Origin of the sequence: Acinetobacter sp. UBA3132 (assembly GCF_002364825.1) — a bacterium.
Lineage (GTDB): Bacteria > Pseudomonadota > Gammaproteobacteria > Pseudomonadales > Moraxellaceae > Acinetobacter > Acinetobacter schindleri.
The window spans coordinates 1-14,045 of record NZ_DEZM01000090.1; the positions used below are offsets into that span (position 1 = coordinate 1).

At 42.3% G+C, this 14,045-nt stretch carries 14 protein-coding genes; all 14 read left to right on the top strand.

The genetic code is table 11. From position 1 onward, the window contains the following. The first annotated feature begins 75 nt into the window (after window positions 1-75). Complete coding sequence (locus B4033_RS04155; protein ID WP_286832320.1) at window positions 76-777, top strand: fimbrial biogenesis chaperone; 702 nt, start codon at window positions 76-78, stop codon at window positions 775-777. An 82-nt stretch (window positions 778-859) separates the two neighbouring features. Beyond that, the gene (locus B4033_RS04160) at window positions 860-3,154 is read left to right on the top strand and encodes a fimbria/pilus outer membrane usher protein (protein ID WP_286832324.1); all 2,295 of its coding nucleotides are present in this window, start codon (window positions 860-862) and stop codon (window positions 3,152-3,154) included. 12 nt (window positions 3,155-3,166) lie between these two features. After that, window positions 3,167-3,577 (top strand): hypothetical protein, encoded by a 411-nt coding sequence (locus B4033_RS04165; protein ID WP_004890015.1) that lies wholly within the window; start codon window positions 3,167-3,169, stop codon window positions 3,575-3,577. Window positions 3,578-3,646: 69 nt separating this feature from the next. After that, window positions 3,647-4,198, top strand: a complete 552-nt coding sequence (locus tag B4033_RS04170; protein WP_005220946.1) for a phosphatase PAP2 family protein — start codon at window positions 3,647-3,649, stop codon at window positions 4,196-4,198. Between the two features lie 89 nt (window positions 4,199-4,287). Next, window positions 4,288-4,488, top strand: a complete 201-nt coding sequence (gene iscX, locus B4033_RS04175; protein ID WP_004813114.1) for a Fe-S cluster assembly protein IscX — start codon at window positions 4,288-4,290, stop codon at window positions 4,486-4,488. A gap of 110 nt (window positions 4,489-4,598) precedes the next feature. After that, the gene (ndk, locus tag B4033_RS04180) at window positions 4,599-5,030 is read left to right on the top strand and encodes a nucleoside-diphosphate kinase (protein WP_004813112.1); all 432 of its coding nucleotides are present in this window, start codon (window positions 4,599-4,601) and stop codon (window positions 5,028-5,030) included. Between the two features lie 122 nt (window positions 5,031-5,152). Then, on the top strand, window positions 5,153-6,388 hold the full coding sequence (gene rlmN, locus B4033_RS04185; RefSeq protein WP_048881428.1) for a 23S rRNA (adenine(2503)-C(2))-methyltransferase RlmN: 1,236 nt from the start codon (window positions 5,153-5,155) through the stop codon (window positions 6,386-6,388). Between the two features lie 14 nt (window positions 6,389-6,402). Then, window positions 6,403-7,203, top strand: a complete 801-nt coding sequence (pilW, locus tag B4033_RS04190; protein ID WP_076753067.1) for a type IV pilus biogenesis/stability protein PilW — start codon at window positions 6,403-6,405, stop codon at window positions 7,201-7,203. After that, window positions 7,194-7,985, top strand: coding sequence for a helix-turn-helix domain-containing protein (locus tag B4033_RS04195; RefSeq protein ID WP_048881430.1), 792 nt, complete (start codon window positions 7,194-7,196; stop codon window positions 7,983-7,985). The genes pilW and B4033_RS04195 overlap by 10 nt, the downstream gene beginning before the upstream one ends. Window positions 7,986-8,008: 23 nt before the next feature. After that, complete coding sequence (ispG, locus tag B4033_RS04200) at window positions 8,009-9,130, top strand: flavodoxin-dependent (E)-4-hydroxy-3-methylbut-2-enyl-diphosphate synthase (protein WP_008303409.1); 1,122 nt, start codon at window positions 8,009-8,011, stop codon at window positions 9,128-9,130. A 3-nt stretch (window positions 9,131-9,133) separates the two neighbouring features. Next, complete coding sequence (hisS, locus tag B4033_RS04205; RefSeq protein ID WP_273798029.1) at window positions 9,134-10,429, top strand: histidine--tRNA ligase; 1,296 nt, start codon at window positions 9,134-9,136, stop codon at window positions 10,427-10,429. Window positions 10,430-10,459: 30 nt separating this feature from the next. Next, complete coding sequence (locus tag B4033_RS04210; RefSeq protein ID WP_004889998.1) at window positions 10,460-11,158, top strand: YfgM family protein; 699 nt, start codon at window positions 10,460-10,462, stop codon at window positions 11,156-11,158. Beyond that, window positions 11,155-12,303 (top strand): outer membrane protein assembly factor BamB, encoded by a 1,149-nt coding sequence (gene bamB, locus B4033_RS04215; protein ID WP_286832335.1) that lies wholly within the window; start codon window positions 11,155-11,157, stop codon window positions 12,301-12,303. The genes B4033_RS04210 and bamB overlap by 4 nt, the downstream gene beginning before the upstream one ends. 176 nt (window positions 12,304-12,479) lie before the next feature. Continuing rightward, entirely contained in the window at window positions 12,480-13,892 is a 1,413-nt protein-coding gene (gene der, locus B4033_RS04220) for a ribosome biogenesis GTPase Der (RefSeq protein ID WP_004889995.1), read from the top strand. Window positions 13,893-14,045 lie beyond the last annotated feature (153 nt).

The window sequence follows — 14,045 nt, forward strand, 5'->3', positions numbered from 1 at the left end:
AGGAGATGTTTTAAACATCTCCTACTTTAATATAAAAAATTAATAATAATTATATTTAAATATTTGGAGTCAAAGGTGAATATAAAATTAATAGGGTTGCTAATTATGCTCCTCTACAGTACTTCTTTGTCTGCAGGAATTAAATTTAATCCGATACAATTAAATATCCAAGATTTTAAAAGACAGAAAAGTACTACGGTTAATATCGAAAGTACTGGTCTATCTAAATCTAAAATCTATGAAGTTAATGCATTTAAATGGCAGCAGGATGAAAAAGGAGAAGATGTTCTCGTAGAAGATAGAACTTTATTATTTAATCCAAAAACTTTTGAACTTAAACCAGAAAGTAAACAGATTGTACGTATTGGCTTTAGTCAGCCGCCGGAAAACCTGGAAAAACAACAGTCTTGGAGAGTGGTTTTTAAGGAAGTAACACCAGTTGCAGAGGAGTCTGCGATTAACTTTTTATTTAATTTTTCTTTACCACTTTTTGCTGGAAAGGTAGTTCCTCCAAAGCTCAGTGTGGATCTACACAAAATTAATAATATAGCCTATCTCAATATTATTAATTCAGAAAATTCTTTTGCGAAAATTACTGAAGTTGTTGTACTCGATAATAAAAATAATGAATTACTTCGACAAGATTTAGCTTTGTATGTGTTAAGCGGTAATAAAATTAAATTTGAATTAGGTGAAATTAAAACTGGGAACATAGCCAAATTAAAAATTAAATTAGATGAGCAGGCAGGGTATTTAGAGTTTCCAGTAAAAGGGTGATAGTTCTATCTCAGAAAAATAAGAAATATAAAAGGATCATGCTACGAAAGCCACAAAACTTTTCCTAATGATTGCATGTGGTATGGGAGCGATAAATGCAAATGCAGAACTTAGTCAAGAATCAAATCAACTAAAAAGTCCAGAAGTACTTATCGTTAATATATGGATCAATGGTGTGGATTATCACACTGAAACTGTAACATTTTCTGAGAATGGGAAAAGATTTGTTGAATGTGAAGCTTTATCTGATATTGGAATACGGGTAGAAAAAATTTCACGACACCTGGCTAAGAAAGATTTTTGTTCATTAACACAGCCAGGAATTACAGTCGAGGATGATTATAGTCTTCAGGCGATTAAAATCTTCTTTCCTGCAGATTTTTTCGTAGGAACCGATTATGAGCTGGAAATAGAAGTTCCGGAAAAAGCAAACTTTGGTGGCTTTGTGAACTATAGTCTGTTTTATGGTAAGGATGAAGAAGATCAGGAGTTTAATACGTTCTCAGAGTTTGGAATCTTTAAAGATTATTGGTTGTTTAAAAATGCGTTTCTCTATCGGAATGAACCTGAGGAAACAGAACAAACGTTTTTGCGCGTAAACAGCACCTTAGATATCGATTTTCCGACAAAATTTTTAAAGCTGACTTTCGGTGATACGACCAGTCCTTATAACTTGCTAAATAATTCTTTTCGTTTTGGTGGTTTAAGCTTTGGAACCAATTATATTGATCGTCCTGATTTTGTGTATTGGAATATCCCAGCCTTAAATGGTAGCGCCAGCTTACCCTCTACGGTAGATCTTTTTATTAATGGTGTAAGACTTTACCGGGATTCAATCACCCCGGGTAATTACAATTTACCAGCTGGAGGAGTCGTCAATCAGGCAGGTGATGCTCAAATTGTGGTGGAAGATATACTTGGAAATCGTACTGTTCGGAGTTTTCCTGTTTATATTAATAGCCGGTTATTGAAGCCAAAGTTAAATGAATACAATATTTCGTTAGGAAAGTTGCGTTATAACTATGATCTTGTGGATGATGATTATCGTGATTTTTTTAGCAAACTCTATTTCCGCCGAGGGATCACTTCTTCTACAACCTTGGGTCTAGATTTACTTTATAGCGAAGATGTTAGCAATGTAGATGTGTTGTGGACCCAAGGTATCAGTAAGTATTTTCTTTTAGATACCGCCGTATCAGCAAGCAAGGCAGATCGTATAGATGAGCAGGGTTATGCTGCTGCAGTTGGCTTGAGTCGAAGTTCCCAATACTGGTCAGTTGGCTTAAATAGTCGATATTTTACGCAAGAGTATCAATATTTAAATACTGACTTATATGATTCCGAAATCGAGACTTCAAGTATTTTATATTTCAACTTTTCTAATCTTAAAATTATTGATGGTCTAAATTTTAATTTTATTTATCAATCTTATTATAATGAATTTGATGATTCACCAAGAGAAGACCGTAAGTTTTTTGATATTAGAGCGACAAAAGGTCTAACGAGAAACTTATATACGGATTTTGGCTATTATAAAGATTTTAGTGAGGACGGAGATCAGGGATTTCGTATCGCCTTTTATTATAACTGGGGCGAACGAGGGCGGATTTCTCTGGATCATGATACCGCAGATAATGAAACAAGTTTAAGTTATGCCCATCGAACCATGACCCAGAATGGCTTTGATTATGTCGTGGGTGTAAACCGAAGTGATGAAGAAATTAACTACAATGCTTATGGTTTATGGAAAACCAGCGTAGGTAACTTGCAATTATCTCATGATGAATATGAGGATCGCCGTAATTCACAAGTTACATTTGATGGCGCATTAGTTTGGATGGGGAATAAAGTTGCATTGACCAAATATGCCGATAACGCTTTTGCCTTGGTTAATGTGGACCAACATTCAGATATTGATATTTATCGCTCGGCAACACGTGTAGGAAGTACCAATAAACAAGGGTATATGTTTGTTCATAATCTTATTCCTTATATTCATTATGACATTTCTTTTGATCATAACCAGCTGGCAATGGATGAAACTTTTGAACACTCTTCTAAGAAACTGGTGGGCTTAGATCAACGCGGATATCGTCTGGATTTTCCGATTTATAAAACAAAACGGGTTGCTGTCAAACTTAAGGATGCACAGCAAAATTCGCTGGTTGCAGGGTCTGAAGTTCTTGTAGACGGACTCAGTCAGGAAGCTTCTTTTGTTGATAGCCAGGGTATGGTCTATCTTTATTTATTTAAGGCAGGTGCATATAACCTGAAAATTAAAACTCAAGGCGGAAAGCAATGCCAGGCACAATTTAATCTAAATGAAATACAATTCCAGAATGCGGACAAACATGTTTTTGAAACGGTTTGCAAGTAGGAGAAAACTATAATGAAACAACTCTTGTTATTAATAGCAGTATCCGCGATGAGCACCATGGCATCTGCTCAATATTGTTCAATTGATGGTTTTGCTAATGATGAGCTTCGTTTGCAAAGCTACCAGCGTAGCCAGGCAGCCACGTCTTTTAATATCAGCTGTGATACTGGTTATTCAATTTTATTTAATAGCCAAAATCTGGTTAGTACTGATGGTATGAGTTATGTATCTAATGGCGCCTATAAACTCCGCACTAAGTTAAATTTAAGAGGAGCAAGCGGTAATGCGTGGGGAGTACCACTCCAACAGAGCGCAGCCCAGCGACAGAAATTTATCGTATCTGTTCAACTGGTAGATAATCCTTTTAATGGTGTTCCAGCAGGTACTTATCGTGATCGGATTTCAGTCGATATTAATTTCTAAATTTGATTTAAATAATTCGGTAGCTAAGAATCGATAAAATGAACTGAAAATATTACAGGAAGCCAAACGGTGAAATTCCATCATGCAAAACAAAAATTAATGGAGATGGATTTAAAGGGTTGCGTAGTATTAAATCATCTTTCGCATTCCGGACGTGTGGCTGCTTTTTTCAAAATTATCAGCCGGCTTGGCAATGGCGTATTCTGGTACGTGATGATCATCGCTACCTGGGCGCTACAAGGTTTATTATACAGCCTACAAATGCTGTATTTAATTCTGGGAAGTACTGTTGGTACGGCAATCTACAAGGTACTAAAAACCAAAACTGTACGCCCCCGACCTTATCAGGTGCATCAGCTTATTCGTCTCGGTGACCATCCTCTAGACTATTACAGTTTTCCCTCAGGACATACCCTGCATGCCGTCATGGCAACGACGATGCTGGGTTATGCAGTTCCAGTTCTACTGATTTTAATGCTGCCTTTTACTGTGTTGGTCGCAGCCTCACGAATGATACTCGGTCTGCATTATCCGAGTGATGTAGCAATGGGGGCTGTCATCGGTATAACTGTGGCGGTAAGTTTTATATCTCTGGCACCGCTCTTGAACATTGTGTTATAAAAATATAGCTCTGGAACCGTTAAACACTCGCAGATTCTGCCAGATTTGCTAAAGTACCACATCGAAGCAAATGGCTATTAGGAATAGATATGGGTTTACGTTGGACTGATACTCTTGATATCGCAATTGAACTGTATGAAGCACACCCGGACGTGGATCCGCAATGGATTCGTTTTACTGATTTGCATGCATGGGTTTGTGCACTTCCAGACTTTGAAGATAATCCTGAAAAATCAACTGAAGGCCTGCTTGAAGCCATTCAAATGGCATGGATTGACGAGGCGCGCTAAGACCTCATCTAAAAAAGCGATTTTTTTACAGAGTAAAAGCAGAAAATTGCGGATTATCTCGGTATAATGCGCCAAATTTTCATGTCAACCATTGACTAAAGGAGCCAATCATGGCTATTGAACGTACATTATCTATCGTTAAACCAGATGCAGTTGCTAAAAACGTAATCGGTGAAATCTTTGCTCGTTTCGAAAAAGCGGGTCTTAAAATTGTTGCTACTAAAATGAAGCACCTGACTCAAGCTGAAGCTGAAGGCTTCTACGCTGAGCACAAAGAACGTGGTTTCTTTGGTGACCTAGTTGCATTCATGACTTCTGGTCCAGTTGTTGTTTCAGTTCTTGAAGGTGAAAACGCAGTTCTTGCTCACCGTGAAATCCTTGGCGCGACTAACCCTAAAGAAGCTGCTCCTGGTACTATCCGTGCAGATTTCGCTGTAAGCATCGACGAAAATGCTGCTCACGGTTCTGACTCTGTAGCATCTGCTGACCGTGAAGTTAACTACTTCTTCGCTCAAACTGAGATTGCTCCACGTACTCGTTAATTCGCAGTATTCAAGCCAGATAAGTGTTATTATACTTATCTGGTTTTTTTATTCCCTGAATAATTCTTTGCTCAGATATTGAGCTTCTCCTTTCATCTTTAGACATGGTTTAGGTAATACACATGAGTACTGAAGCAGTCGCTGTATCAGCAGTTTCTGAGGCACAGCAACACACTCCATCCGCTCCAGCACAGCAAAAGGCTGTCGAGAAAGTGAACTTACTTGGCATGTCACGTCCGCAAATGGAAAAATTCTTCGAAGATATGGGTGAGAAGAAGTTTCGTGCCGGGCAGGTGATGAAGTGGATTCACCAATTTTTTGTGACTGATTTTACTGAGATGACCAATATCTCAGGCAAGTTGCGTGAAAAGCTGGAAAAAATTTGTGAAATTAAAGCGCCAGAAGTGGTGCATAAAAATTATTCTAAAGACGGTACGCGTAAATGGGTGTTCCGTGTCGGTGATGGTGAAGGTTCACTGGTTGAAACTGTCCTCATTCCAGCAGAAGATAAAACTGGCTCACGTAAGACCTTGTGTATTTCTTCACAGGTGGGCTGTGCACTGGACTGTTCATTTTGTTCAACGGGTAAACAGGGTTTCCAGCGTGATCTAAGCCAGGCTGAAATTATCGGCCAGTTATGGATGGCAAACTATTCCTATATGGAAGATGTGCCCTTGCTTGAGCGTGAACGTTCAGTGACCAATGTGGTGATGATGGGGATGGGCGAACCGTTATTGAATTACGATGCTGTACTCAATTCAATGCGTATCATGCTGGATGACTTTGCCTACGGTATGTCAAAACGCCGTGTGACACTATCAACATCAGGTGTGGTGCCTAAAATTGACCAATTGGCTCAAGATATTGATGTCGCTCTGGCGATTTCATTGCATGCACCTAATGATGAACTGCGTAATGAACTCGTGCCAATCAATAAAAAATATCCGCTTGAGCAACTTATTGCAGCATGTCAGCGCTATATCACTAAAGATGGCAATGAAAGCGCACGTAAACATGTGACCATTGAATATGTCATGCTGGACGGCGTGAATGACAAACCGGAACATGCCCAGCAGATGATTAAATTATTGAAGAATTTGCCAAGTAAAATTAACCTGATTCCATTTAATCCGTTTCCGCATGCGCCTTATGGCCGCTCAAGCCGTAACCGTATTATTTCTTTCCAAAAAACTTTGTCTGATGCAGGTTTTGTGTGTACGATTCGTCAGACACGTGGTGATGATATTGATGCTGCGTGTGGTCAATTAGTGGGACAAGTTGCTGACCGTACCCGTCGTGCGGAACAGTGGAAGAAGAAAATCGCACAGTCGAATGAGATCATGCGCTCACAAGGATAACAAGAGGTCATCAATTGAGAAATCTGACATCTAAAATTGCTTTTATTTCAACAGTATGTGTTTCTATTGCTCTATCTGGCTGTCAAACGGCAGAAGTGGGTAAAAAGGATCCTAAAAAAGCGACCCAGGTGCGTACTCAATTGGCGGTTGAATATCTGAAGACTGGTGATCTGGATTCAGCGAAAAGAGCGCTAGATGAGGCGCTTAAAATTAATTCACGTGATGCTCAAGCCAATATGATGATGGGTGTTTTGTTACAGCAGGAAGGTAGTAGGCTGAACTTGGATCGTGCCGAAACTTATTTTAAGCGCGCGATTTCAGCCGAACCTAAAAATGCACAGGCACGTAACAATTATGGCACCTATTTGTATCAGCTTGAACGTTATAATGATGCAATTGAACAGTTTGCAATTGCAGGCGCGACACTGGGCTATGACCAGCGTTATCTTGCGCTTGAAAATATGGGGCGGATCTACCTGAAGCAGGGCGATCTGGTGAATGCTGAAAAATCATTCAAACAGGCCCTGCAAGCCAATCGCGATTCTTACATTTCAATGTTAGAGTTGGCAGAGATTTTTTATCTGAATCAGCAGTTCCCGGCGGCGTCGAATATGTATCAACAATTTGTACGTTCAGTGGGACAGAAAAACCAGGGTGCTCGTGCGCTCTGGATCGGCATTCGTACTGCGCGTGCCGAGGGTGATCAAATGGGCATGCAAGTATTAGTCAATCAATTGCGCGCATTATTCCCTGAAAGCCCGGAATACCAACGTTATTTGCAATTACAGTACACTACTGAGGCCGTATGGAAGTAAATCCTAATTCACCATCGAATAATTCGAGCGTAGCGCCAAACGCGTTAGGAAATGTTCAACGTCCAGGTGAGTACTTGCGCCAGATTCGTATCAACCAGAAACTTGAGCTGGAAGATGTTGAAAGTGAACTGAATATTCCAGTCAAAACTTTGACTGCTCTGGAACAAGATGATTATAAAGCTTTACCGGAAGCGACCTTTATCAAGGGTTATTATCGTACTTATGCGAAGTTCTTAGGCGTCGACGCATCGAATATCATTCAGCGTTTTGATGAGATTTATGCCAATGATACTGGTCTGTTGCCGAATCATGCCTTGAACAACTCCCCAATCAAGATTATGGGTAAATTACCGGGCTCTAATCGTGACCGTAACCGTAAATGGTTAAAACGCGGTTTAATCGCATTAGTGGCGTTAGCAGTTTTAGGTGCATTGGTCGCGATGATCCAAAACTGGTCAGGCAATAGTAGCGCTGAAGTAGAACCGGAAGTAATGACTCAGGTATCAGACGTTGAAATCATTAATATGGATTCCAATGCAGCAGTATCTGGTGATCAGCTAAAACTTGAGTTTAGCCGTCCTACTTCAGTCCATATTGTTGACTCAACCGGTAAAGTGCTTGCTACTGGTCGTCAATCATCAACATTGGATTTAAATGGTGAAACTCCATTTCAGATCCGTCTTGATGATGCAACCGCCGTGGCCATGACCCTGAATAACGAAAATATTTCATTGTCACCATATACTGTAAACGGAAAAGCAGAATTCCGTTTATCACGTTAATGGCAAGAGAGTAGAAACAAATCATGATTGTGAATCCGATTCAACGCCGTCCAACCCGCAAGATTCGTGTTGGTTCTGTTTATGTCGGTGGTGATGCGCCTATCAGCATCCAGAGTATGACCAATACCGAAACCTGTGATGTAGCCGCAACGGTCGCACAGATCCAGCGCTGCGTCGATGCGGGAGCTGATATCATGCGTGTTTCTGTACCAAGTATGGAAGCAGCGGCAGCGTTTGGGGAAATTCGTAAACAGGTGAGTGTGCCATTGGTTGCAGACATTCACTTCGACTACAAAATTGCCCTAGCAGTAGCTGACTTGGGCGCAGACTGTCTGCGTATTAACCCAGGTAATATCGGTTCAGAAGCCAAGATTCGTGAAGTCGTGGCAGCTGCGCGTCATAACGATATCTCGATGCGTATTGGTGTCAATGCTGGTTCATTAGAAAAAGACATCCAGAAAAAATATGGCGAGCCGACAGGCGAAGCACTGCTTGAATCGGCGATGCGTCATATCGATATTTTAGACCGTTTAGATTTCCATGAATTTAAAATATCGGTAAAAGCATCCAATGTGTTCCTGACCATGGATGCTTATCGCCTGCTGTCTAAACAGATTGATAATCCGCTGCACTTGGGTGTGACTGAGGCGGGCATTTACCGTACAGGTTCGGTGAAGTCTGCAATCGCCCTTGGTGGTCTGTTGATGGAAGGCATTGGTGACACCATGCGTATTTCATTGGCAGCAGAACCTGAAGAAGAAGTGAAGATCGGTTTTGATATTTTAAAATCGCTGGGTTTACGTTCTAACGGGATTAACTTCATTGCCTGCCCGAGCTGCTCACGTCAGGAATTTAATGTAATTAAAGTGATGCAATCGCTTGAAGAACGTTTGGAAGATATTCGTACACCAATGGATGTATCGGTGATCGGCTGTAAAGTAAATGGTCCGGGTGAAGCTAAGGAAGCCGACATTGGTGTAGTAGGTGCAAGTCCACGTTCACTGGTGTATCGTAATGGCGAAAAGAGCCATTTAATCGATACCAATCAACTGGTTGATGAAATCGAAGCTATGGTTCGTCAACGTGTTTCCGAGCTTGAAGAAGCTAAATCTAAAGAAATTATTCGTACAAGTTTTCCTGAGTAGATCATGAGTTCAATCGTCGCAATCAAAGGTTTTAATGACATTCTCCCAACGCAAACCCCAGCTTGGAGACGTCTTGAACAGCATTTATCGGGCCTAATGGATGCCTATGGCTATCAACAAATTCGTTTGCCAATCGTTGAACAGACCAATCTGTTCAAACGTTCAATCGGTGATGCAACGGATATCGTTGAAAAAGAAATGTACACTTTTCTGGACAAAGGCAATCCACCGGAGTCTTTGACGCTGCGTCCTGAGGGTACAGCAGGTTGCGTACGTGCCATGCTTGAGCATAACCTGCTGCGTGGTGCGACCCCGAAAGTATGGTATGTCGGACCTATGTTCCGTTATGAAAAACCACAAAAAGGTCGTTACCGTCAGTTCCACCAGTTTGGTGTAGAAACTTTTGGTGTAGCAACGCCAGATCAAGATGCTGAATTGATTTTAATGACAGCGCGTTTATGGAAACGTATGGGTGTTGCCGATAAAGTCCAGCTTGAACTCAACACTTTGGGTGAGTCGGATGAACGTGCGGCATACCGCGCGGCATTGGTTGAATTCTTGGAAGCGCATAAAACCGATCTGGATGAAGATTCTCAGCGTCGTTTGACCACGAATCCATTACGTATCCTGGATTCTAAAGATGCCAAAACTCAGTCTATTTTAGAAAATGCACCTAAACTGCATGACTTTATGGGTGAAGAAACACTGGCGCACTTTAACCAGTTACAGCAATACCTGACTGATGCAGGCGTCAGCTTTGTCATCAACCAGAAACTGGTACGTGGTCTGGATTACTACAACAAAACCGTATTTGAATGGACCACAACGCATTTAGGTTCACAAGGTACAGTCTGTGCCGGCGGTCGTTATGATGGTCTGGTGGGTCAGTTAAAAGGTAAGGCAGACCAGTCTGTACCTGCGGTTGGTTTTGCGATGGGGATGGAGCGCTTACTGCTTTTACTGGAGCAAGTTGAAGACAACACACCTGTACGTGATTGTGAAGTATTCCTGGTGGCAGACCCTGCTTCTCAAGGTCAGGCACTGGTCTTGGCTGAACAGATTCGCGACCAGTTAGAAGCTGCCGGGAGTAGCATTCGCCTGAAAGTTGGCTCACAAGGTTCAATGAAATCACAAATGAAAAAGGCAGACCAGTCTGGGGCGATCTATGCCGCGATTATTGGTGAACGTGAACTTGAAGCACAGACCTTTACTGTAAAAGAGCTGGCAACAGCAGAACAATCAGATGTGCCATTTACTGATTTTGTGGCATTCTTCACAACTAAAATTTCTTCAAAATAATCGATAAGACATTAGGAAAGGGGTAATCACATGAGCGCAATTGGTGGTGATGAACAACTTGAAAGTTTGAAATCCTTCACAAAGAAGTATGGCTCTTCAATCATTACCGGGATTCTGGTTGCGCTGATTGCCTTTTTTGGATGGGAATATTGGCAGAAGAAGAACCTGGCGGAGTCGCAGAAGCAAACGGCCAAGGTACAGCAGTTAATGGATGATGCACGTTCTACTCAGGGCGATGCGTTTGCTAAACTGTCTGATACTGCGGACAAGATTGTCAAGGAAGCACCTGACTCAGCGCAGGCGATTCAGACTCAGCTAGTAATGGCAAAACTGGCTTATGACAAAGAAGACTATGCAGCAGCTGAACGTGCACTGAAGAAAGTTGAAAACTCCAAGGTGGATGATGCAGGTCTGGTGCAAGTAGTTAAACTTCGTCTGGCATATGCTCAGCTGGCACAGAAAAAATATGATGCAGCATTGAAAACTTTAGAAGCGGTGAATGAGCCTGCTTTTAAAGCAACTGCGGATGAAGCACGTGGAGATATCTATGTTGCCAAAAATGATATTGAAAATGCCAAGAAAGTGTATCAAAGTGCATGGGATGCTTTGGTAGAACGCAAAGAAGAACGTCAGATTTTACAAATTAAACTAGAAAGTGTTGGCGTATTGGTCGATGATCCTGAAATTGAACGCCCGATTATAGATACACAAGTGGAAGAAACTGAATGAATAGAAAATACAAACTCACCTGTGCCTTAACCGTTTTAACCCTTGCTTTGGCGGGTTGTGCGGGGAAAACCATTAAAGTGGAAGAAGCCAAGCCAAATCCACTTCCTAAACTTGCACAGGCAAAATCACTGGTTCCTGTATTTTCTAGCAGTGTTTCTTCTACAGATGAAGCAGATCCATTACGTTTACGCCTCGATGCAGACAACGGTGTGATTTTTGCCATTAATCCAAATGGGGAAATTTCTGCTTATCAGGGCAAGCAACGTCTTTGGCAGAAAAAAGTGTCTAAAGCGGGCTTAAGCGCGGGTGTGGAGGCGGCTTCTGGTGTGGTGATTGCAGGCAATACGAAAGGTCAGCTGTTTGCTTTAGATCAGCAGACGGGTGAACAGCGTTGGGCTGCTCAATTGTCGGGTGCCATTATTGCGCCCTCTTTAGTGCATGCAGACCGTGTGATTACCGTAGCGAATGACGGTATGGTCTTCGCTCATGAAGTCAGTACTGGTAAACAGGTGTGGACTTATAAGCTACCTAATGTACAATTCAGCCTGCGTGGTATGGCGGCGCCAGTTGCACTTGACCCACGTCATGTACTGATTGCTTCAGCAAACGGCTATATTTATGCTCTGGATGCAGTTACCGGTGTGCCAAAAATGCAGCGCCGTGTAGCGGTATCTGATGGTCGCTCCGATATTCAACGTCTGAATGATCTTGATGGTGAGCCGGTCGTTGCTGGTCAGTTTGTAGTAACAACCAGCTATCAAGGTCAGGTGACTGTGCTTGATCTGGCTTCACAACAGGTAATCTGGAGTGAAGATGCCAGCAGTATCCAGCGTCCAGAAGTTGTAGGTAATGGTGTCTTTGTAGCCCAGACTGATGGTAAAATCACCGCCTATGAAATTACGTCTGGCCAGAAACTCTGGGAAAATGACCAGCTGTTAAACCGTCAGCTGAGCAACCCGGTCATGCTGGGTACAGACCTTGTAGTCGGTGACCTGGACGGTGTATTACACCTGATTGATCCGTCTACTGGACAGATTGTTGGTCGTTCCAAGACTTCTGGTGAAGTTCGCACACTGCGTGTGATCGACAACCAGCTCTATGTGTCGACACGTAAGGGTGCTTACAGTATCTGGCAGAATCGTTAATTTTTCTGTGGCTTATGCTAAAATAAGCCAACCGTATTTTTTACGCGGGGTGATTGAATGTTCAATGCCCCGTGTTTTTATTTATTTTAGGCTTTAATCCTATTCCCATTTTCTTCCAGAACTTTCTGATGTTCAGGCCATTTTTAGACAGCCTGATATTGAATAAAGGTTAATCTATGAAACCCGTAATTGCGCTCATTGGTCGTCCGAACGTCGGAAAATCAACTCTGTTCAACCAGATAACCAAGAGCCGCGACGCATTGGTGGCAGACTTTGCAGGTCTGACACGCGACCGTAAATATGGCGATGCTGTCTATCAAAATAAATCCTTCATTGTCGTTGATACTGGCGGTATCGGTGAGAACGAAGGTGGGATCGACTCTTACATGGCAGAGCAGTCTAAAACTGCAATCCATGAAGCAGATATGATCATCTTTGTGGTCGATGCACGTGCCGGATTGTTGGCATCTGATGAACAGATTGCCCGTGAGCTGCGTACTTTGGGTAAAAAAGTCTTCCTCGTTGCGAACAAGGTGGATGGAGTACATGCAGAAGCTGCTTTAGTTGAGTTCTATAAACTTGGCATGGGCGAGCCGATGCAAGTGGCGGCGAGTCATGGTCGTGGTGTACAGCAGATGCTTGAAGAAGTACTTGCAGATGTGCCCGAAGATGAGTCTGAAGCTGAACACGATAAAAATACCGGTTTGCGTCTCGCGATTATTGGTCGTCCGAACGTTGGTAAATCCACCTTGGTCAACCGTTTACTGGGTGAAGAGCGTGTGGTTGCATTTGATCAGCCAGGTACAACCCGCGACTCGATTTACATTCCATTTGAACGTGATGGCCGTAAATACACTTTGATCGATACCGCAGGTGTACGTCGTAAAGGTAAAGTCGATGAGATGATTGAGAAATTCTCAATCGTGAAAACTTTGCAGGCGATGAAAGATGCGCATGTGGTTGTCGTAGTTGTTGATGCACGTGAAGGGATTGTAGAGCAGGACTTGCACTTGATCGGTTATGCGATTGAAGCAGGCCGTGCCATGGTGATTGCGATCAATAAATGGGACAACATGTCTGAATATGATCGTAAGCAGTGCAAGTTGGATGTGGAACGTCGTTTTGACTTCATTCCATGGGCGAAGATTCACTTGATCTCTGCATTACATGGTACCGGTGTCGGTGAGCTTTATCCTTCGATCCACCGTGCCTATGATTCTTCACACCTGAAAGTCTCTCCTGCAAAAATCACCCAGATTCTGCAAGATGCGACTGAAGCTCACCAGCCGCCAACTGTTCAAGGCCGTCGTATCAAAATGCGTTATGCGCACATTGGCGGTCAGAATCCACCGACCATTGTCATTCATGGTAATAAGGTCGATAAAACTCCTGCCGATTACCGTCGTTACTTGGAAAATGTGTTCCGCAAAGTTTATAAACTTGAAGGTACACCAGTAAGAATTGAATTCAAGACGTCTGAAAACCCGTTCGAAGGTCGTAAGTCACAAATTGATGAACGTACTGCAGCACGTAAGCGTCGTTATGTTCAGAAATTCAAGAAAGCTGAGAAGAAATTCAAACGCGGTTAATCTGTATTTGAATAAAGTAAAAAGCCTGCAATAGCAGGCTTTTTGTGTTTTCACCATAGAGGTCTGAACTGTTTTATAATTCACTTGAGCAATAAAGGACCATGTAATGCGTCAGATTCGAATTGATTTACACAAACTGCCGGTTCAAACCAA